This window comes from Bacillus sp. SD127, assembly GCF_058566445.1.
Genome location: NZ_CP191226.1, coordinates 2,499,044 through 2,519,227 on the forward strand (window position 1 = coordinate 2,499,044; position 20,184 = coordinate 2,519,227).

The 20,184-nt window shown below is 42.9% G+C and carries 19 protein-coding genes; all 19 read right to left on the minus strand.

The genetic code is table 11. The annotated features are described in order from the left end of the window. Positions 1 to 77 precede the first annotated feature (77 nt). The 19 genes from cotE to bcbE all read right to left on the minus strand — a co-directional run bounded on the left by cotE (position 78) and on the right by bcbE (position 20,090). Positions 78 to 623 (minus strand): outer spore coat protein CotE, encoded by a 546-nt coding sequence (cotE, locus tag ACQVGS_RS13020; RefSeq protein ID WP_024121461.1) that lies wholly within the window; start codon positions 621 to 623, stop codon positions 78 to 80. Positions 624 to 878: 255 nt separating this feature from the next. After that, positions 879 to 1,310, minus strand: a complete 432-nt coding sequence (ricA, locus tag ACQVGS_RS13025) for a regulatory iron-sulfur-containing complex subunit RicA (RefSeq protein ID WP_024121460.1) — start codon at positions 1,308 to 1,310, stop codon at positions 879 to 881. Between the two features lies 1 nt (position 1,311). Next, on the minus strand, positions 1,312 to 2,841 hold the full coding sequence (miaB, locus tag ACQVGS_RS13030; RefSeq protein ID WP_024121459.1) for a tRNA (N6-isopentenyl adenosine(37)-C2)-methylthiotransferase MiaB: 1,530 nt from the start codon (positions 2,839 to 2,841) through the stop codon (positions 1,312 to 1,314). A 143-nt stretch (positions 2,842 to 2,984) separates the two neighbouring features. Continuing rightward, positions 2,985 to 4,163 carry a glycine C-acetyltransferase gene (locus tag ACQVGS_RS13035; protein WP_024121458.1) on the minus strand — a complete coding sequence of 393 codons (1,179 nt, stop codon included), beginning with the start codon at positions 4,161 to 4,163 and terminating at the stop codon, positions 2,985 to 2,987. 13 nt (positions 4,164 to 4,176) lie between these two features. Beyond that, the gene (gene tdh, locus ACQVGS_RS13040) at positions 4,177 to 5,220 is read right to left on the minus strand and encodes an L-threonine 3-dehydrogenase (protein ID WP_103671424.1); all 1,044 of its coding nucleotides are present in this window, start codon (positions 5,218 to 5,220) and stop codon (positions 4,177 to 4,179) included. Positions 5,221 to 5,481: 261 nt separating this feature from the next. Next, positions 5,482 to 5,742 (minus strand): stage V sporulation protein SpoVS, encoded by a 261-nt coding sequence (gene spoVS / locus ACQVGS_RS13045; protein WP_003154135.1) that lies wholly within the window; start codon positions 5,740 to 5,742, stop codon positions 5,482 to 5,484. 199 nt (positions 5,743 to 5,941) lie between these two features. Then, positions 5,942 to 6,736 (minus strand): 2',3'-cyclic-nucleotide 2'-phosphodiesterase, encoded by a 795-nt coding sequence (gene ymdB, locus ACQVGS_RS13050; protein ID WP_003245138.1) that lies wholly within the window; start codon positions 6,734 to 6,736, stop codon positions 5,942 to 5,944. Positions 6,737 to 6,797: 61 nt separating this feature from the next. Next, positions 6,798 to 8,360: a ribonuclease Y gene (rny, locus tag ACQVGS_RS13055; RefSeq protein ID WP_010334309.1), complete on the minus strand. Its 1,563-nt coding sequence runs from the start codon at positions 8,358 to 8,360 to the stop codon at positions 6,798 to 6,800. Between the two features lie 286 nt (positions 8,361 to 8,646). Continuing rightward, entirely contained in the window at positions 8,647 to 9,825 is a 1,179-nt protein-coding gene (locus ACQVGS_RS13060; RefSeq protein ID WP_127695202.1) for a serine hydrolase domain-containing protein, read from the minus strand. 173 nt (positions 9,826 to 9,998) lie between these two features. After that, positions 9,999 to 11,045 carry a recombinase RecA gene (gene recA / locus ACQVGS_RS13065; protein WP_010334307.1) on the minus strand — a complete coding sequence of 349 codons (1,047 nt, stop codon included), beginning with the start codon at positions 11,043 to 11,045 and terminating at the stop codon, positions 9,999 to 10,001. Between the two features lie 172 nt (positions 11,046 to 11,217). Beyond that, positions 11,218 to 12,468, minus strand: coding sequence for a competence/damage-inducible protein A (locus tag ACQVGS_RS13070; RefSeq protein ID WP_101861306.1), 1,251 nt, complete (start codon positions 12,466 to 12,468; stop codon positions 11,218 to 11,220). Between the two features lie 18 nt (positions 12,469 to 12,486). Continuing rightward, positions 12,487 to 13,068, minus strand: a complete 582-nt coding sequence (gene pgsA / locus ACQVGS_RS13075; RefSeq protein ID WP_010334305.1) for a CDP-diacylglycerol--glycerol-3-phosphate 3-phosphatidyltransferase — start codon at positions 13,066 to 13,068, stop codon at positions 12,487 to 12,489. Positions 13,069 to 13,117: 49 nt separating this feature from the next. Continuing rightward, entirely contained in the window at positions 13,118 to 14,026 is a 909-nt protein-coding gene (rodZ, locus tag ACQVGS_RS13080; protein WP_411910719.1) for a cell shape determination protein RodZ, read from the minus strand. A gap of 18 nt (positions 14,027 to 14,044) precedes the next feature. Next, positions 14,045 to 14,836 carry a DUF3388 domain-containing protein gene (locus tag ACQVGS_RS13085; RefSeq protein ID WP_024121452.1) on the minus strand — a complete coding sequence of 264 codons (792 nt, stop codon included), beginning with the start codon at positions 14,834 to 14,836 and terminating at the stop codon, positions 14,045 to 14,047. A gap of 129 nt (positions 14,837 to 14,965) precedes the next feature. Next, positions 14,966 to 15,223, minus strand: coding sequence for a DUF3243 domain-containing protein (locus ACQVGS_RS13090; protein ID WP_024121451.1), 258 nt, complete (start codon positions 15,221 to 15,223; stop codon positions 14,966 to 14,968). A gap of 79 nt (positions 15,224 to 15,302) precedes the next feature. Continuing rightward, a complete protein-coding gene (gene ymfI / locus ACQVGS_RS13095) occupies positions 15,303 to 16,031 on the minus strand; it encodes an elongation factor P 5-aminopentanone reductase (protein WP_188323742.1) in 729 nt (242 codons plus the stop codon). A 51-nt stretch (positions 16,032 to 16,082) separates the two neighbouring features. Next, a complete protein-coding gene (gene yfmH, locus ACQVGS_RS13100) occupies positions 16,083 to 17,369 on the minus strand; it encodes an EF-P 5-aminopentanol modification-associated protein YfmH (RefSeq protein WP_188323741.1) in 1,287 nt (428 codons plus the stop codon). After that, complete coding sequence (gene yfmF / locus ACQVGS_RS13105) at positions 17,366 to 18,643, minus strand: EF-P 5-aminopentanol modification-associated protein YfmF (RefSeq protein ID WP_127695209.1); 1,278 nt, start codon at positions 18,641 to 18,643, stop codon at positions 17,366 to 17,368. Before yfmF ends, yfmH begins: the two co-directional genes overlap by 4 nt. Positions 18,644 to 18,881: 238 nt before the next feature. Then, the gene (bcbE, locus tag ACQVGS_RS13110) at positions 18,882 to 20,090 is read right to left on the minus strand and encodes a bacillibactin exporter BcbE (RefSeq protein ID WP_240671156.1); all 1,209 of its coding nucleotides are present in this window, start codon (positions 20,088 to 20,090) and stop codon (positions 18,882 to 18,884) included. Between the last annotated feature and the right edge of the window lie 94 nt (positions 20,091 to 20,184).

Here is a 20,184-nt window from a genome sequence, read left to right on the forward strand (position 1 = left end):
ATAAACAGAAAGTGTTAAAAGGATGATATGTCTATATAAAAAAGAGACTTGGGGTACCGACTCCCCTAGTCTCTTTTTTATTCTTCAGGATCTCCAACTAAAAATTCAGGATTGATGTCCTCCAGCTCTTCATCAAGTTCGTCTTCCCAATCCTCTTCGTCATCCTCTTCCCAATCAGAATTCACTTCTACAACAACCTTTGTTTCCCCTACCACTTCCGCCAAAAATTCCCTCTCCGCTTGCACAACAATTTTATTGCCATTTGGAGATATGGTGACTTCAAGGCAGTTTGGCTGCTGCAGCACTTTTGCAATCACTTCATGCTCATCGTCTAAGTAATTGTTATCTCTGTATCTGAGTTTAATCACATCGACGTACTTCACTCGTTCTGTGACAACCTCTGTTTTTGTATTGTCTGCGTAAGAGTACCATACGTTTATATCATAATACCCTTCAATTTCTACGGTTTTTCCGATTTTTTCTGCGTCATACTTGTGATTGATAATCCAACCGCCCAAAATGCTGCTCGGTTTTTTCTCAGGGGAGATGGTATTGGTGCACTGTGTAAATTTTCTGCCTTTCGCTACTACCGCCTTCGTGATAATTTCCCTGTATTCAGACATTCCGGCATGCCTCCTTGTTCTTCTTCGTGTTATCTTATGCTGGGCATTTGTCTAGTGTGCATTTTTATAAATAAAATATAAAAATACAAAGTTTCTGTTCCATTGTATGCAGGGGTGCCTAGAAACTTTACTCATAAGTGCGATAAAGTTTATTTGGCTAAAGGCGGCCAAACATATTGAATATTTAGTACATAGTTCATTTAGTTCTGTTGATAGTTTAACATAAAAAAACACGGGCCTGAAAAGGCACCGCGTTTAAAGAGAACAGCTGTTATTTGAATGTTTCATCTTCGAACCGGTTTCTCCTTTTAGAAGGTCGCCTCCGGTTGATGTAATGATTTCATTTGTGACCTGGTTGGAAATGGTGGTCGCCACGAGCTGCAGAAGGTCATTCACCTCAACCTGAGAATCTCTGAATTCCTGGATGACAGGAATGTCTTCAAGCTCCTCTTGCAGCGCATCAATTTTTTCTTCTACTTGTTTGAGCGCTTCGAGTTTTTGGTAATGCTTCAGATTAACAGCTTGTTTTTGCAGGGCTTTAATCTGATTAATGATTACAGACACTTTTGCGTTCTCATTAATTTGCGCTTCAGCCCGTTTGAAAAAATCAACCTCTTCTGTTTCAGAGATCATTTTTGCAAGGTTTCGTGCTTGCTGCACAATGTCTTTTTTAGAGTAGAGCGTCATCTTATTTCACCTCGATTGCTTCTCCTGCCATTTCTCCGTCAAGCGACCACGTTTTCGCTTGCTGGATTTTCACGCGAACGATTTTGCCGATCGCTTCCTTTGGTCCTTTGAAATTCACAAGCTTGCTTTTTTCAGTGTAGCCGGCAAGAACCTCAGGGTTGTTTTTGCTTTCGCCCTCAACTAATACTTCGACAACCTTGCCTTCATATTCCTTCATTTTTTTCGCAGAAATTTCATTAACCAATGCGTTCAGACGCTGCAGGCGTTCTTTTTTCACTCTCATCGGAACGTTATCTTTCATTTTTGCTGCAGGTGTGCCTTCACGCGGAGAGTAAATGAACGTATAGGCGCTGTCAAACTCCACTTCACGGTATAATGACAGCGTTTCTTCAAACTGTTCGTCCGTTTCGTTAGGGAAGCCGACGATAATGTCAGTTGTTAAAGAAGCGTTTGGCATAGCCGCTTTGATTTTTCTGACGAGCTCCATGTAACGCTCTCTGTCATATTTGCGTGCCATCAGTTTCAAGACCTCTGAGCTTCCTGATTGGACCGGCAGATGAATATGATCGAGCAGATTGCCGCCTTTTGCAAGCACTTCAATGAGGTGATCATCAAAGTCACGCGGATGACTCGTTGTGAAACGGATTCTCGGGATATCGATTTTGCGCAGCTCATCCATCAAATCACCAAGGCCGTAGTTCATATCTTCAAAGTCTTTTCCGTACGCGTTTACGTTTTGGCCTAAAAGTGTAATTTCCTTATAGCCTTCGCTTGCAAGTCTTCTTACTTCCTGAATGATCTCTTCCGGACGGCGGCTTCTTTCTTTTCCGCGTGTATACGGGACGATGCAATACGTACAGAACTTGTCACAGCCGTACATGATGTTGACCCAACCCTTAATTTTTCCGTTGCGGACTTTCGGAAGGTTTTCAATGACATCGCCTTCCTTGGACCAAACTTCTATGACCATTTCTTTTGAAAGGTATGCTTCAGACAAAAGCTCCGGCAGACGATGGATATTATGCGTACCGAAAATCATATCGACAAACGGATGTTTTTTCAAAATCCTGTTAACGACTGATTCCTCTTGTGACATACAGCCGCAAACGCCTAAGATAAGATCCGGGTTATTTTTTTTGAGTGCTTTTAAGTGTCCAAGCTCACCGAATACCTTGTTTTCCGCATTTTCACGGATCGCACATGTATTTAACAGAATGACATTGGCATCGTCAACAGAGTTTGTCGCTTCATAGCCAAGAGCCATAAAGATCCCTGCCATTACTTCTGTATCATGTTCGTTCATTTGGCAGCCGTACGTCCGGATATAGAATTTTCTTCCTTCACCCATGCCTTTGAATTCTTCAGAAATTTTAAAGTCATTATGATAAGTAACGGCTTCTTTGCCGCGTTTTTTCGCATCTTTTAAAGAAGGCGGAATGTAGACAGCTTCAAAGTACTTGCTGTAATCCTTCTCGGATTTTTTGTCCGATGGATTAACTTGTCCGCTCTCTAATTTTTGCTTTTCATTCATATGATATTTCTCCTTTCAAACCAAACTTCCACCCTCCAGTATAAAGGTTATTGAAGCTCTGCACAACTGGCAACCTATCATTGTACACTCATTGAGAATAATAATCAATAAGGAATGAAAGGGAGAAGAGTGTTCCCTTCTCCTTACAATAGCTGAAGCTCCTTTGCTGTCTTTTCAATGGCATCAAGCGCCTGATCCAGTTCTTCTTTGGTGTGCTCAGCTGTAATAATTGTGCGTATTCTGGCTTTTCCTTTTGCAACAGTCGGGAAAACGATGCTTTGGGCAAAAACACCTTGTGACAGAAGCTGATCAGAAAATTGCTTCGCTGCCCCCTCATCACCTATTAAAATAGGCAAAATCGGCGTCTCGCTCTGTGTGAGAGTAAAACCCATTTGGACAAGCATTGATTTAAAATAATGTGTATTCTCCCACAGACGCTCCATATGCTCCGGCTCTTCCAGCAAGACATCAATTGCTTCCATACAAGCTGCAGTTACAGCCGGAGGATGTGACGTGCTAAATAAAAATGGACGGCCTTTATGACGCAAATAGTCGATTAACACCTTTGAACCGGCAGCGTATCCCCCTAAAACTCCGATTGCCTTGCTTAACGTTCCGACTTGAATATGAACCCTTCCGTCAAGACCGAAATGATTTACCGTCCCTCTGCCGTCTTCGCCAAGCACTCCGGATGCGTGGGCGTCATCAACCATCACAAAAGCGTCATATTTCTCAGCGAGCTCCACAATGTCAGGCAGAGGAGCAATATTTCCATCCATTGAAAATACGCCGTCAGTGACAATCAAGCGCATGCGGTAATTCATTGATTTTCTCAGCACCTTCTCTAAATCACTCATATCTACATGCTGATAAACCTTTTTATCCGCCTTAGTCAATCTGATTCCATCAATGATAGAGGCATGGTTCAATTCATCAGAAATGACAATATCGTCTTTTGAAAGAATGCTGGAAAGTACACCTTGGTTTGTTGTAAAGCCTGATTGGAAGACTAGTGCCGCCTCTGTTTTTTTAAAGGCTGCCAGTTTTTTCTCCAATTCTTGGTGCATTGTAAACGTTCCGGCGATTGTCCGGACTGAACCGGTTCCGGCTCCAAATTGCTGAGCAGCTTCCTGTGCAGCTTTGATGAGTCTTGGATGTGAAGTAAATCCGAGGTAATTATTAGAAGAAAGCTGAATAACTTTTTTATGATTCACTGTAACAGAAGGGCCCTGCATTGATTCTACCTGTTTAACGTCTTGCCATGTGTGGTTTTCTTTCATTCTTTCAAGCTCTGCTTTTAGGAACTCAAATTCTTTTGTCATGTTGATCCCCCTTTTATGGAATTAAAATAACCTTTCCGCACTGTCCGCTTCTCATCAGTTCAAACCCTTTCTCAAACTCTTCTAATGGAAACTGATGGGTAACAATAGGTGAAAGATCCAGTGTGTTTGTTCTAAGCAATTGTGAAACCTGCCGCCATGTCGTAAACATCTTTCTCCCTGTGATCCCTTGGATGGTAAGGCCTTTAAACACGACTTTATTCGTCAAGTCGATGGTAACCGGATGTTCCGGCAGGCTGAGAATATGAAATCTCCCGCCATTTGCAGCCATTGCTAGGCCTTGCGCGATAGCTGAAGGGTGACCCGACATCTCACAAACGAGATCAGCTCCTTCCCCGCCCGTTAAAGCGCTTACAATTTTGAGCGGATCTTCTTTTTCGACGGAGACCGTGCTTGTGGCTCCCATTTGTTTGGCGAGAGCTAATCTGTACTCATTTTTGTCAATGGCGACCACCTGCGCTGCACCTGCTGCTTTTGCGACCGCTACCGCCATAAGTCCGATCGGCCCGCATCCGATAATAGCAGTCGTTCCTCCGGCGTTCTGACTCTCAAGAACTGTATGAACGGCATTTCCTAAAGGCTCTTGAATGGAAGCAATCGCCGGGTCCATATCCGCGGGATTCTTCCAAACGTTTTCGGCCGGCACTTTGACATACTCCGCAAAACAGCCTGCCGTGTCCACTCCGATAATGGCCGTATTTTTACATACATGAGGCTTTCCTGTTAAACAAGGGACGCATGTGCCGCATACAATGTGTGTTTCCGCAGAAACATACTCCCCAATTTTTACACTGCTGACATTCTCGCCTACAGCCTCAACAATACCACTGAACTCATGGCCGAAGACACAAGGAGTTTTTATTCTCTGCCGTGCCCATTGGTCCCAATTGTAAATATGCACATCCGTGCCGCAAATGGAAGCTGCCTTAACTTTTATAAGAACTTCATGCTTATCGATTTCAGGAATGGGAACTTCAGCCAGCACAGCGCCGAAAGCACCGTGTTTTTTCATTACAGCTTTCATCTTTCCACTCTGCATGTACAATCCTCCTTTAAAAGTCTTGTTATAACCGGATTGTACCATGATCTGGAATCATCGTAAACAGCTGTGTCCTCCTAGAAAAGACAAAAGTATCCGTCTTGAAAAATGGGCTAAATTTTTTTATAAAAAGCCAGAATCGTTTTTACACATGACATATGGTTCATTTATATTATAAAAATACTATTGAGAGAAAATATCACAATAAATGAAAAACAACCTGCTTGCATATGCAAACAGGTTGTGAATACTTTAATTTTCTTAGCGAGGCTCCACGATTAATTTAATCGCTGTTCTTTCTTCACCATCGATCTGAATATCAGTAAAAGCCGGAATACAAATCAAATCAACCCCGCTTGGCGCCACAAATCCTCTGGCGATTGCCACAGCTTTTACAGCTTGGTTCAAAGCACCCGCTCCAATTGCTTGAATCTCGGCGGCTCCGCGCTCTCTTAACACACCTGCAAGCGCACCTGCCACTGAATTTGGACTCGATTTTGCTGAAACTTTTAAGATTTCCATTTCTGCTCCCCCTTAGTTTTACAATGGATAAGTGAGTGTTCATTAGAACAATCATTATTAGATGTTGCTATCCAAAAAGCCATCCCCACAATGCTTTTCAAAAATAGCGGGCTACCTTCCATTTTTACTATATTCACTAAGGAGTTGCTATATTCCTGCTTTTCTTTTTAATATTTTTATAAAATAACCATGTGATCAATTATTCAAAGAACATGTGATCATCATTGATTAAAATACGTTCGATTTTAACGGCTTTTTTCGTTTGATCGTCTATATCGATGACGACTCCGCTCAGGGTTGTTTTTCCTTCAGCGACAGTAAAGCGCACAGGAAGGTTTGTTTTGAAACGTTTGATAATCGTTTCTCTGTCCATCCCCAGTATACCGTCATATGGGCCGGTCATTCCTACATCAGTAATATATGCCGTGCCCTTCGGCAAAATGCGGTTATCCGCTGTTTGCACGTGAGTGTGAGTTCCTACTACAGCAGATGCCCGTCCATCCGTGTACCAGCCGAGTGCAAGCTTTTCACTTGTCGCTTCCGCATGGAAGTCGATAAAAATGTACGGTGTTCTTTTAGCAGCTTCGGCAATTAATTCATCCGCTTTTAAAAACGGATCATCGAGCGGCGGTAAAAACGTACGGCCTTGTAAGTTGATAACAGCTAGTTCTTTACCGTTTGCTTTCACATATGTGATCCCTTTTCCCGGTGTTCCTTCCGGAAAGTTTGCGGGACGGACTAAGTTCGGGACATCGTCGATAAAATCAAAAATTTCCTTTTTGTCCCATGTATGGTTTCCCATCGTGATCGCATCTGCGCCAGACTGTATTAAACTGTGATAGATTTTTTCTGTTAAGCCTTTTCCATGTGCGGCATTTTCGCCATTTATAATGGTAAAATGCGGCTTGTATTTTGTTTTCAGCTTTGGCACATACTCTTTTACCATGTCGCGGCCCGGTGACCCGACAACATCTCCGATAAATAAAATTCTCATTTTGTAAATCCTTTCTATTCCTCAGCCGTCAAAAAAATAAAGTGATGCTTAGCGCATCACTTTATTTTGCATACTCTACGGCTCGAGTTTCTCTAATGACTGTCACTTTAATATGACCTGGATAATCGAGCTCGTCCTCAATTCGTTTTCGGATATCTCGCGCCAGGCGATGAGCTTCAAGATCATTTATTGAATCCGGCTTCACCATAATACGCACTTCACGTCCAGCCTGAATCGCAAATGATTTTTCAACACCTTCGTAGGACTCAGAAATTTCTTCGAGCTTTTCAAGTCTTCGAATGTAGTTCTCGAGCGTCTCACTTCTTGCGCCAGGTCTTGCAGCGGAAAGCGCATCTGCTGCAGCTACCAGCACAGCGATAATGGAAGTCGGCTCTTCGTCCCCATGGTGTGATGCAATACTGTTAATTACGACTGGGTGCTCTTTATATTTAGTCGCAAGCTCGACTCCGATTTCAACGTGGCTTCCTTCTACTTCATGGTCAATCGCTTTTCCGATGTCATGAAGTAGTCCCGCCCGTTTAGCAAGCTTTGCATCTTCTCCAAGCTCCGATGCCATCAGCCCAGCCAAGAATGCGACTTCCATGGAATGCTTAAGCACATTTTGACCGTAGCTTGTACGGAACTTTAAGCGGCCGAGAATCTTGATCAGATCTGGGTGGAGGCCGTGAACGCCAACCTCAAATGTCGTTTGCTCACCCATCTCACGAATGTAGTCATCGACCTCGCGGCGAGATTTTTCAACCATTTCTTCAATCCGTGCCGGATGAATACGGCCATCTTGAACGAGTTTATCAAGAGCAATCCTTGCTGTCTCACGTCTGATCGGATCAAATCCGGACAGAATGACAGCTTCAGGGGTATCATCGATAATCAGGTCAATACCTGTCAGCGTTTCAAGCGTACGAATGTTACGCCCTTCCCGGCCGATGATACGTCCTTTCATCTCATCATTTGGAAGATTGACAACTGATACCGTTGTTTCGGCAACGTGATCCGCTGCGCAGCGCTGTAAGGCGAGTGAAAGAATGTTTTTCGCTTTTTTATCCGCCTCTTCTTTCGCACGGTTCTCAGTTTCTTTTGTCATGATGGCGATGTCATGTGAAAGCTCGTTTTCAACCCGGTCAAGAATGATTTGTTTCGCTTCGTCACGAGTCAGACTCGAAATTCGTTCCAACTCTGACTGCTGCATACGAATCATCTCATCCACTTTGCTTTCCATCTCTTCAATATGTTGTTGTCGTTCATTCAGAGAATGATCTTTCTTCTCCAACATCGCTTCCCGTTTATCAATTCCCTCATGTTTGCGATCAAGGTTTTCCTCCTTTTGGAGTAAACGGTTTTCTTGTTTTTGAAGCTCATTTCGTCTTTCACGAACTTCTTGTTCAGCATCTATTCGAAGTTTGTGGATTTCATCCTTTGCTTCAAGCAGAGCTTCTTTTTTCAGTGCTTCAGCATCACGCTTTGCATCTTCAAGAATTTGCTCGGCTGCACCGCGTGCGCCTGCAATTTTCGCTTCGGCAATGGTTTTACGAACATAGTAGCCAACAACTAAACCGAGTAGAATCAGCAAAATGGAGATGAGAACCATCATAATTGGGGTCATACTTTCACCTCCTCTTGCTATGAACTTGGTTGTTGCTCAAAATAAGTGTCGGCATGTACATTGTCTAGTTTTCTCAACATACAGAACCTTCACAGGGAATGAAAGTTTCATCGCCCTTGTCAAGTTTAAATGGTTTAACAATCATGTTAAAAAAACAAATGTTACAACTTCATTGTAATTGTGTCGGAAATACTTGTCAAGCTTGCCAGCTTAACGTTTGCCGAGCCGCCCCTATTTATCGTGCCGAACGTGAATCCGCCAATCTTTTGAAAAAACAGATCGTAAATTACTCCTGATTTAGAAGCTGGTATATTTTATTGTTCACTTGTCCAAGTTTAGCGTTATTTTGAATGTTTGACAACAAAACAACAACGGTTTGTCCGGATTTGCTGAAGCTGTTCAATACGTTGAAGCCCGGCATGACTCCGTGGTTTGAATAGCTTCCGGGAGCAACATAAAATCCCATCCCGTATGTGGAACTGCTCCCTGGCGTGAACATTTTTTCATAGCTTTCTTGCGAATAGAGCTTGCCGTCTATCAGTGCTTTGTCAAATTTGTACATATCGGCAGCACTCATATATATATCGCCTGCTCCATAAAGCTGAGATAAATCAGGCATATACGGTGTGACGGCCCTGCTGCCTTTCAGCTTGTAGCCGACAGCTGGATAAGGCTGCTTATCGTATGTCTTGTAAAAACCCGAATGCGTCATCCCTGCAGGCTTAAAGATATGATTGGTTATGTATTGTTCATAAGACTCACCGCTCACTTCAGCAACAATATAAGCGAGAACTGTATAGTTAGAATCCTGATAGTCCCATATTCCAGGCTGGCGTTTGATTCCTTGCTGCTCTATGTCTTTTATTAAGTCATCCGGAGTGATCTCGCCATTCCCTTCAACATGTCCGTTTATCCCCGATGTATGAGTAAGCAGATTCTTTAATGTAATATTCTTTCCGTTGGGAAAATGGGATAAATACGTGCTGACCGGATCACTTGTCTGGAGCTTTCCCTTTTCCTCAAGCTGCAAAATAGCGGTTGCTATCAGCGCTTTTTGTGACGATCCGACATAAAAGGATGTCGCAGGATTGTTTTTTATATGATGCTCGCGGTCCGCGTAACCAAAACCTTTATTGATTACGACTTCTCCATTTCTGACGATCATGGCTGTCCCGCTGAAGCCGATCTCTTTTAAATAACTGCTGATTTTTTGATTGCGGTCCACTGCTTTTATTTGTTCCTCTGTTTTTTTGGCTTTGTTTTTCTTCTGATCAGCTTGCTTCTGACCGGTATCAGAAACCGCCGCAGCTTCTTGAGATGGTTCGGCTTCTTCATCCTCTCGATGAATGGCATTCCAAATCGTGAAACAAATGATTGCGGCCAACATACCAAACAAAAGTTTACCTCTTTTATTTAGTTTTCTCCGTCTGCGCGTCGCAGTTCTTCTGCGAGTGGGGCTTGTCATTCATTTTATCCTCCCAATCTAATTTCAAATACACACGTTTTGTTAGACGTATGAAGTACTATAAAAGTTGTCAAAAAAACCAATTTATTTATCTTTATTTTGCAGAAAATATAAAAGAAAAAAAGGCAGAGTTTTCACTCTGCCTTTTTTATCATTTCAAATTCATTTTATTTTTATTCTTCAAATTCAAGTTCTTCCTGTGTCTCTTCCGCCTGTTGCTGTACTACTCCGTTATTATCTAAGCCGTAATGTTCACGAATTTGCTCCTGAATCATCAGCATGATATCTTTATTTTCTTTTAAGAATTGTTTGGCATTTTCACGGCCTTGGCCAAGACGCTCTTCTTCATAAGAGTACCATGAACCGCTTTTTTGCACGATATCAAGTTCAGTTCCGAGATCAATGATTTCGCCTTCTTTTGAGATACCTTCTCCATACATAATATCAACCTCAGCTGTACGGAACGGAGGAGCCACCTTGTTTTTCACGACTTTAATTCTCGTTTTATTCCCCATAACGTCGTTGCCTTGTTTCAGCTGTTCAGCACGGCGTACTTCAAGACGAACGGAAGAGTAGAATTTCAGCGCACGACCGCCGGGAGTCGTTTCCGGGTTTCCGAACATAACGCCGACTTTTTCACGAATTTGGTTAATGAAAATCGCAATTGTTTTCGATTTGTTGATAGCCCCTGAAAGCTTACGAAGCGCTTGAGACATTAAACGTGCCTGCAAACCGACATGTGAATCTCCCATGTCGCCTTCAATTTCTGCTTTCGGAACGAGCGCCGCTACAGAGTCGACAACAACGATGTCAACTGCACCGCTTCGAACCAACGCTTCTGCAATTTCAAGCGCCTGCTCGCCTGTGTCAGGCTGAGACAGTAAAAGCTCTTCGATATTGACACCGAGTTTTTGTGCGTATACCGGGTCTAGCGCGTGCTCCGCATCGATAAACGCAGCTTGTCCTCCCTGCTGCTGAACCTCAGCAATTGCATGAAGCGCCACAGTTGTTTTACCTGAGCTTTCAGGACCGTATACTTCAATAATCCGTCCGCGGGGATACCCGCCTATTCCCAATGCCGTATCAAGAGCGAGGGAGCCGCTTGGAACAGTAGAAATTCTTGTATCTGTCTTTTCTCCCAGTTTCATAATGGAACCTTTGCCGAACTGCTTTTCTATTTGTTTAAGAGCCATATCTAAGGCTGCCTGACGATCACTCATTCTATTTTTTCCTCCTTTATGTTACCACTACATATACTATACCCTGTTTGAAGGGATTTGCCAAGAAAAAAGCGAACGCATATTCGGATTTTTTCTTGGCCTGATTTCTACCAAAATATCATAATGAGTCAGAGAAATCATGTTTTTTGAGGAGGATAGTGTGCTGAAAACATTATTTTTGCTCTAACAGTTTTAAAATTAAATGGCAGCCATATTTAGCAGCACGTTTTCTGATTCCTGTTCTGGAGCCTGCAAAGTGAAACTCGTGAACCTCTTCTTTTCCGTTTGCAAAAATACCGATAAACACATGTCCAGGTGCATGGCCTTCTTGAGTATCAGGGCCGGCAACACCGGTAAAGCTAATGCCAATATCGCTTCCAGTGAGCTGCTGAACACCCTTTGCAAGCTCAGATGCGCATTCCTCGCTGACTGCGCCGAAACGGTCCAATGTTTCCTTTTTGACGCCGAGGACATTTTGCTTCACTTCGTTTGAATAGCAAACAACGCCGCCGGAAAACAATGCTGAAGCGCCGCTAAGGTCTGTCAGCCATTCGGAAAACAGCCCGCCGGTAAAGCTTTCTGCGGCAGAAAGCGTGATGCCTTTTTCCTTGCATGCTTTAGATAGCTCTTTCACAAGCGATGTATCGTCGTAGCCATAGAAAAATTCACCGACACGTTCTAAAATAACGGCTTCTGTTTCTTTTAACAAACGCTCTGTTTCTTTTTCATCGGCATGTTTTGCTGTCAGGCGAAGCGTCACCTCTCCGTCCGCTGCCAACGGAGCGATCGTCGGGTTCGTCTGTGCATCAATGATATCTTCTAAATCAGCTTCAAGCTGAGATTCGCCGATACCGAAAAAGCGAAGAACAGTTGATACAATTTTTTCATTGGAGCCCATCTTTTTAAGAAGAAGCGGTTTTGCCTCATTTTCAAACATCGGACGCAATTCGCTTGGCGGCCCGGGAAGAAGCATATAAAAGCGCGAATCATGCTCTGTAAGCATTCCCGGCGCCATTCCAAAGTGATTCGCCAGTACGTCAGATCCTTCGATGACAAGCGCCTGTTTTCGGTTATTAGGTGACATCGTGCGTTTTGTTCGTTTGAAATAATCCTCAATGGATTGAAACGCCTCATCATTTAAAACGAGCGGACGTCCCAGCACATTTGCTATTGTTTCTTTTGTTAAATCATCTTTTGTCGGTCCGAGCCCTCCTGAAAAAATAATAAAATCAGAGCGCTCTTCAGCAATGCGGATGACCTGCTTCAGCCGCTCCGGATTATCACCGACTGCTGTATGGTAAAATACGTTTACTCCGATTTCTGCCAGCTGTTTGCTGATAAATTGAGCATTTGTATTAGCAATCTGACCGAGTAAGAGCTCTGAACCGACTGCAATAATCTCTGCTTTTTTTGGAAATTCCATCATGTATGTCCTTCTTTCTTAGTTAGATGTTTTTAGCGCTTCCCAGTTTTTAGCGAAATAGTCCCAACCTGATACAACGGTAAAGAATACGGCTACCCATAACGCCAGGTCAGCGAACGGAAATGACACAAGCTCAAATGGAAGATTGTGAAGAAGCAATGCAGATACTGCAATGATTTGTGCCCAGGTTTTAATTTTACCAAGCATATTCGCAGCTACTACTTCTCCCGTTCCGGCTAATACAAGCCTTAAACCTGTTACGGCAAACTCCCGGCTGATAATCACAATGACCATCCAAGCTGGAGCAAGATCAAATTGAACAAGGATAATTAACGCTGCTGATACGAGAAGTTTGTCCGCAAGCGGATCGAGAAATTTCCCAAAGTTTGTAACAAGGTTCAGTTTGCGGGCATAATAACCATCTATCCAATCTGTCGTCGATGCAATAATAAACAAGATAGCGCCCGCCAAGTGTGTGACCGGAATGGATTCGTCTCCAAATTCGAGCCTGCCCCAGTCAAACGGCGCCAGCATGATAATCATGAAGATTGGGATTAATGCAATTCTTGCTAGTGTGATTTTATTCGGTAAGTTAAACATAAAGCCCCTCCAGTTTCATACTCGGACGTGAAGAAAAGTCATCTGGTGATTAAGATGACTTTTCTTCCTTTTTATTTACAATCTTTATTGTTTGTGCCATCACTTCTTTAGGATCAAGTTTATATGAAAGAACCTCACCGTTGATTTTTATTTTCAGGTTAGGTGCATATCCTGTGCGGATTTCAACTTGTTTCTGATCAGTTATGTCTTTTTTATACGTTTCGTCTTTTTTCAGTGTACCCTCTTTAAGAGAGCTGCTGTTTTCATCGCGCACTCGAATCCAAGAGTTGTCTGAAGCCTTCAGCTCAAGCACGATTTTATCAGCGCCGGACACTTCATAAGTTGTTACAGATCCTTCAGTGCCAGTTGCTTTCACCTCTAAATTGTCACTGTCTTCTTTTTTATCTTCTTTGTCTTTCGTTTCTTTTTTCGTGTCTGTCTCTTTTTCAGAGCTGTTGGTTTGATTCTCTTTCAGCGTTGAATCTTTAGGGATCTCATACTTGCTTTCACTTTTCGCGATTGATTTTTCTGATGCCGCATTGCTATTATCATCGTTTTTATGATTCGCAAACTGAATTATAGCGTAAACAATGGCGATCACGACAATCACGCCGAGAATCACAAGTATTGTAGGCAGCAATTCCAGCGCCTTAGAAGCAGGCTTCGGCATTTCCTTCTGGAGATTCATGCCGGAGATTTTTTCAGACACATCGTCATGATACGTATTCGGGATATCTTTTTTATGCTCCTCAAACAATTGGTCAGCATCAAGCCCGACGGCTTCCGCATATTGCTTGATGAAAGCCCGGACATAAAACTTACCCGGAATAATGTCATAATTTCCTTCCTCCAAGGCGGTTAAATACCTTTTTTGAATCTTAGTTGCCGCTTGGAGATCATCCAATGACATTGCTTTTTCCTCTCTGGCTTCTTTCAGCCGGATTCCTAGTTCAGTCACAACAAACACCTTCCAATTTTAAAAATCAAAGCTTGAAAACCCGGATTGATCAAACATTTGGGGTTCTTCAGCATGTTCATATGTAATAACCTCATCAGGATCATTTCTCAGTTCAATAATATAATCAAAGTCATCTAGTGTATACTCTGTATTTTGAACGAATATGTCCGGATGCTCCACCACTTTTGTAGCAGGCAGCCTCATGATTTCCCTCACCAGCTGCAGATGGCGTTCTGATCCTCTTCTTGTCGATACAATACCGTCAATGATAAAGACATTTTCAGTGCTGTATTCATCGGCAATCAGCTGGCTTCTGATTGTCTGTTTCAGCAAGGTAGATGACACAAACAGCCACCTTTTGCTGGCGCATACGCTGGAAGCTACGATTGACTCCGTTTTCCCGACGCGCGGCATTCCCCGGATCCCGATTAATTTATGGCCTTCTTTTTTGAACAGTTCGGCCATAAAATCGACTAATAAGCCCAGCTCGTCCCGTTCAAAGCGGAATGTTTTCTTATCATCGGCATCCCTCTGGATGTACCGGCCGTGACGCACGGCGAGGCGGTCGCGAAGCCTTGGTTCTCTCAGCTTCGTTACTTTAATTGTTTCCATCGTTTTTAAGATTGATTCTAATCGTTTAATTTGATCTATATGGCGGCACCTGAGCAGCATTCCCCTTCTGGAAAGATCGACGCCGTTTATCGTTACGATGTTAATAGAAAGCATCCCGAGAAGAGATGAAATATCCCCGAGCAGTCCGGGGCGGTTCACTTGAATTTCATATTCAAAATACCATTCGAGCTTTGCCAAATGATATACCCCCTTCATTGTGGCAAAATTTTACCTTCCTTTATCATAAAGCATTTTTCTCTAATTAGAAAGAAGAATGTTGCTGTGATGGGGAAAACATAAAAAAGAGAGGAAGAATCTCCTCTCTTCTTAATGAGTGCTGTTATTTTCAACAAGCTTAACCATCATATTGGCAATGGCGTGCTGTTCTTCTTTAGATGCTACGCTCCAAAGATCTGCCAGCACTTTTTCCTGCTCGTTCTTAGAATCCACTTCATTAGCCAGGTAACCGCCGATTTCTGTAGCAAGGTCAGTGATGGTGTCCTGACTCATGCCTTTTTCTTGCGCATAGTTTAAACGATCACCAAGGAAATTCTTCCAGTTATCCCAGTTTTCTAATACTGACATGTGAGTTTCCTCCATTTCATGTGAAGTTACAAAATTATTTTGTCCTTCTTAAAAGAAACTATACACATTTTATTTTGCTTCAGCAGTGCCAGCCGCCGTTAACTGACAGAATCTGTCCAGTAATATAGGAAGCTTTTTCAGACAGGAGAAATGCTGCCGCCTCGGCAACTTCTTTCGGCTGTGCAAGCCTGCCGATCGGGATTTCATCAGCGATCTCTTCTAATTCATCCGGATTGAATTGATTCATCATGCTTGTATCTACAGCACCCGGCGCTACTGCGTTGACCCTGATACCGCTTGGGGCCAGCTCCTTAGCCAGTCCTTTTACAAACGAGTGCTGCGCTCCCTTTGCCATGCTGTACAGCACCTCACACGATGCGCCAGTCTCTCCCCAAATAGAGCTGACTGCCACGATCGCTCCCGATTTGTTACGGATCATGCCTGGAAGAAGGTTTCTCGTCAGCATGTAAGGACTTGCCACATGCAGCTGAACCATTTCCTGTACCGTAGCATTATCTACATCAGTAATCAGTCCAAAATGGCTTCTGCCGCTGTTTAAAACGATCGCATCAACCGGCTGAACAATTGATTTTGTTAGTTCATCAGCGCCAGTGGGAGTGGAGAGATCTCCTTGCAAAATATCAGCATATATGCCAAATGACCGTTTCAGTTTTTCAGCAAGCTCTGCAGCCGCGCTTTCATTCTGATTGTAGTGCAAAAGCAGATCATACCCCTCTGCTGCAAGCGATTCACTTATGCTTTTGCCGATACCGCCGCTCGCCCCGGTGACTAATGCTGTTTTTTTCATCCTCTTTCCTTCTTTCCGCAGAAAAACACCCCTCACTTGGAGGGATGCATGTTAAGATTTAGGAACCACTTTGCAGACAGTCAGTCTGTCCTCAGCAATTTCCTCTTGTATGATTTGCTGCACATCCTCAAGGGTGATCTGCTCGAGAACAGTTACGATATCAAACAGGCTCATCTCCAAAAATGCATAGCGAGTGAATTGGTTAGCGATGTATTCAGGTGAGTTTAATGCCTTTAAAAATGACCCGATTTTTTTCTTTCTGGCAAGTTCAATCTTCTCAGCGGTGATGATTTCACCGGCACGAAGCAGCTTGCCTGAAATGTCTTCAGCCAATTTATCCGGTTCAGGCGTGTCTCCGCCAATGGCCGCAAAACCGAACCCATATTCAGCCGTAAAATCAAAGCTGAACGTTTCATCTATATACCCTTTTTCATAAAGGGACTCATATTGGGCAGAGCTTTTGCCGAACAAAGATTCAAGCAATAGGTTCATTGTAAGTTCATGCTTGAGCAGCTCTTTCCCTAATTTATACGGATGCTTTGATTTCAGTCCGACGAGACATTTCGGTCCCTGAACATTCATTTTAATTTCTTTTTCTTTCCGGAAAACAGCTTCTTGCTCTTTTACTTCTTCCCGTTTAATTTCCGGCTGATCTGTATACGGTTTTCTTTCCTGATTTTCTCTTACCTGAGAAATGATCGCTTCAGGATCAACAGGGCCGACTATAAAGAGAAGCATGTTGCTTGGATGATAAAACGTCTCATAGCATTCGTAAAGAAGGTCCTTTGTGATATGAGATATACTTTCTACCGTCCCGGCTATGTCTATTTTGACAGGATGATCTTTGTACATGTTTTCAATCACCCCGAAGTAAAGCCTCCAGTCAGGGTTATCATCATACATGTTAATTTCCTGGCCGATAATCCCTTTTTCCTTTTCCACCGTCTTTTCTGTAAAATAAGGGTCCTGCACAAAATCAATCAGTGTCTCCAAATTCCGTTCCACATTTGACGTGCTTGAGAAAAGATATGCCGTTCTTGTAAATGACGTGAACGCATTGGCAGAGGCGCCCTGTTTACTGAAATCTTGAAAAACATCTCCATCAGCTTTTTCAAACAACTTATGTTCAAGAAAATGGGCAATCCCGTCCGGAACTTGAACCATCTCGTCTCTCCCAAGAGGGACAAACTGATTATCTATAGACCCGTACTTTGTTGTGAATACCGCATACGTCTTGTTGAAGCCTTTTTTCGGCAAAACGTATACGTCCAGGCCGTTTGACATTTTTTCATGATACAGCGTCTCCTGAAGCTGTTCAAATTCGATTGGTTTTATCAAGATGCACCCTCCGTCCCTTTTAAGAAATAAGTCGTATCAAGCTGAATCTTTTCGCCGACTTTAATGATATCCTCTTTTGTCACCCGCTCAATATTGGCAAGGAAATCTTCGATCGGAATATCGACTTGGGCAGCGGCCTGCTGATATAGAAATTCAGATAAACCGTACGCAGTATCAATTGTTTCCAGCACCTGATTCCGAATCATGGCTTTCGTCTGTGAGATGTCTTGCTCACTGAACTCCCCGTTTTTCATAGCCTGAAATTGCTCGGCAATAATAGAGACGGCTTGTTTGTAGTTTTTCACTTCAATTCCTGACATCACCATTAATAAACCTTTAAAGCTATCGATACGCGAGGCTGCGTAATAAGCGAGACTGGCTTTTTCCCGAACATTAATGAAAAGCTTGGAATGAGAAAAGCCGCCGAACATTCCGTTAAAAACTTGTAAAGCTGAATAATCCTGATCTGTAAAGGTAATATTGGTCCGATAGCCAATATTCAGCTTGCCTTGTTTGACGTCTTCTTCATCAATGACTTCTTTGGGCTCAGGTTGTTCAGCATGATTGTTTACAAATGCTTCCAGGGTGCGTTCCTCTGTGTGAAAATATTGTTCAATAGCAGCTTGCACTTGTTTCCTGTCAACATCGCCGACGACATATAAATCAAGCTGGTCTTTTTGGATCGCGTGTCGGTATGTTTCATATAATTGATCGGCCGTAATGGCATCAACATCGTCGATCTCACCATTGACGTGCAGCGAGTAAGGCTCGTTTTTACACATTTCCTGTATAAGCCTTAGATTAGAGTAACGCATTTTATCATCATAAACTGCTTGAATTCTTTGCTTCAGCGTTCGTTTTTCTTGATCCACATATTGCGATTGAAAAACGCCTGCTTCCAAAGCAGGTGAAAAGACGATTTCTGCGAGAAGCTGCAGACCTTTTTCAAGGAGCGGCGTCTGATCTTTTAAATATTTTTCATTCGGAATTTCAAGTCTGAATGTAATTACATGCTGTTCACCTTTTTTCGAGAGATCAGCCGAAACAGACGTGCCGTACAGTTCATCCAGATAAGAACGCAATTCTGCAGTTTTCGGACGGCTTTCTGTTCCTCGAAGCAGCACATGCGGGAACAGCGCTCTTTTCGTAACTTGCTCCTTTGTTAAGGGCGCCAGCATTTTAAAGATAAGCGAGACGGTTTTAAATTTTTCTGTTTCTACAATATGTGCGGTTAAACCGCCGTGCTTTGTTTTGACTTCATTGACATATGACATGTGAAACCTCCTTCGTTCATTTCTTATTAGTATGTATTATGACCAAATTTCAGCATTCGCAGAAACACTCTTTCATGTAATTATAGCAACTGTAGGATTTATAAGGAAACAATAACCTCTTACGTATTAATTGTTCGTCCGCTATTGGAAATAAAAAAGAGCTTCCTGCTTGATGCCTCTTAATCACAAGTTTTCTGCCGAGATTCGCTATTTTTCTCAGCAAAAAAAAGACGGTGTGTCAAACCGTCCCTAAGTTTTTTTCTTCTTCACTTTTTTTAGCATCTACATTAAAGAGCGCCAGAAATAAGGAAATAATCCCGCAAAACGCGGAAAGAATGAAGATAAGCCAGCTTGCATTAGACATCAATGCCGCAAACACAGGCGGCCCGAGAGCTACTCCAATAAAGCGCATACTATTATAAAATGAGGAAATAGTTCCGCATTCCTCACTCTCAATCCCTTCTGTTATCAGCGCATCTAAAGCAGGAAGCGCCATTCCGATTCCAATTCCCCCAAAACTCAAAAAGATAAATAAAAAATAAAAACTGTGGTTCCACCACAAGCCGATAAAAGACAGGCTTAACATAATCATCCCTGTAACGACGCAAAATTTCATTCTTGCCTTATCTTTGCCGATCTTTTTACCCGCTATAAAAGAACTGCTGGACAGGAATAAAAGAGGTATCGCCAGCAGCCCGCCTTTGGCCACTCCGTCAATTGTATATTTATTCTCTAGCGTATCTGATAAGTAAAATAATACGCCAAATAATAAAAACATAATGACGCATCCAATAATAAAAACTGTGTAGAGCCAGCGTCCATCCTGTTTAAAGATTTTCCGCACATTCTTGAGGAACTCTGAAATTGTAGGTGCATCCTCATCTTCTTCAGGCTTCTCGACCAGAAACAATACGAGCAAAAAGCTGATCAAACAGAAAAACGGAATAAACCAAAACGGGACGAACCAGTACCAGGAGGCAAGTAAGGCGCCCAGAATGGGACTCAGCACTTTTCCCGAGGTGTTAGCGGTCTCAATATCGCCAAGACCGGCACTGACCTTTTCATCATCCCCCTTAAACAGATCGCCGATAAACGGCATGACGATGGGAGCTGCACCCGCTGATCCGATGCCTTGAAGAACCCGTCCGGCCAAGATCATAGCGTAAGGATTGTCTATATATGTCGAAGCAAAAGCAGCCACAGCTCCCCCTATTCCCGCAATAATAAGGCATGGGAGCAGCACTTTTTTTCTGCCAAATCTATCCGACAGGTACCCCGCGATCGGAATGCAAATGATCGCTACCACCGAATATACAGTGATAATTAATGACACTTGAAATGAACTGACCGACAGCTTTTTCTCCATCATCGGAAGCACGGGAATCAGCATGGAGTTCCCTAATGTCATAACAAGCGGTACGGAAGCCAGAGCAATAATATTTTTCATTCCTATTTTTTCTTTCAACATTTTCACCCATTCACTTTGTCATCCTTTATATCTTGCGTTAACCGCAGTAAAAGTATGTACAAAGAAACATAAA

Excerpts from the sequence above, each read along its gene's own strand:
- yfmF (WP_127695209.1), bottom strand. The coding sequence starts at position 18,643 with ATGTCATATGTCAATGAAGTCAAAACAAAGCACGGCGGTTTAACCGCA.
- ACQVGS_RS13035 (WP_024121458.1), bottom strand. The coding sequence starts at position 4,163 with ATGACAAAAGAATTTGAGTTCCTAAAAGCAGAGCTTGAAAGAATGAAA.
- cotE (WP_024121461.1), bottom strand. The coding sequence starts at position 623 with ATGTCTGAATACAGGGAAATTATCACGAAGGCGGTAGTAGCGAAAGGC.
- pgsA (WP_010334305.1), bottom strand. The coding sequence starts at position 13,068 with ATGTTTAACTTACCGAATAAAATCACACTAGCAAGAATTGCATTAATC.
- recA (WP_010334307.1), bottom strand. The coding sequence starts at position 11,045 with ATGAGTGATCGTCAGGCAGCCTTAGATATGGCTCTTAAACAAATAGAA.
- ymfI (WP_188323742.1), bottom strand. The coding sequence starts at position 16,031 with ATGAAAAAAACAGCATTAGTCACCGGGGCGAGCGGCGGTATCGGCAAA.
- tdh (WP_103671424.1), bottom strand. The coding sequence starts at position 5,220 with ATGCAGAGTGGAAAGATGAAAGCTGTAATGAAAAAACACGGTGCTTTC.
- bcbE (WP_240671156.1), bottom strand. The coding sequence starts at position 20,090 with ATGAAAAATATTATTGCTCTGGCTTCCGTACCGCTTGTTATGACATTA.
- rny (WP_010334309.1), bottom strand. The coding sequence starts at position 8,360 with ATGACCCCAATTATGATGGTTCTCATCTCCATTTTGCTGATTCTACTC.
- ymdB (WP_003245138.1), bottom strand. The coding sequence starts at position 6,736 with ATGAGAATTTTATTTATCGGAGATGTTGTCGGGTCACCGGGCCGCGAC.
- ricA (WP_024121460.1), bottom strand. The coding sequence starts at position 1,310 with ATGACGCTCTACTCTAAAAAAGACATTGTGCAGCAAGCACGAAACCTT.
- miaB (WP_024121459.1), bottom strand. The coding sequence starts at position 2,841 with ATGAATGAAAAGCAAAAATTAGAGAGCGGACAAGTTAATCCATCGGAC.
- ACQVGS_RS13070 (WP_101861306.1), bottom strand. The coding sequence starts at position 12,468 with ATGGAATTTCCAAAAAAAGCAGAGATTATTGCAGTCGGTTCAGAGCTC.
- ACQVGS_RS13090 (WP_024121451.1), bottom strand. The coding sequence starts at position 15,223 with ATGTCAGTATTAGAAAACTGGGATAACTGGAAGAATTTCCTTGGTGAT.
- ACQVGS_RS13060 (WP_127695202.1), bottom strand. The coding sequence starts at position 9,825 with ATGACAAGCCCCACTCGCAGAAGAACTGCGACGCGCAGACGGAGAAAA.
- spoVS (WP_003154135.1), bottom strand. The coding sequence starts at position 5,742 with ATGGAAATCTTAAAAGTTTCAGCAAAATCGAGTCCAAATTCAGTGGCA.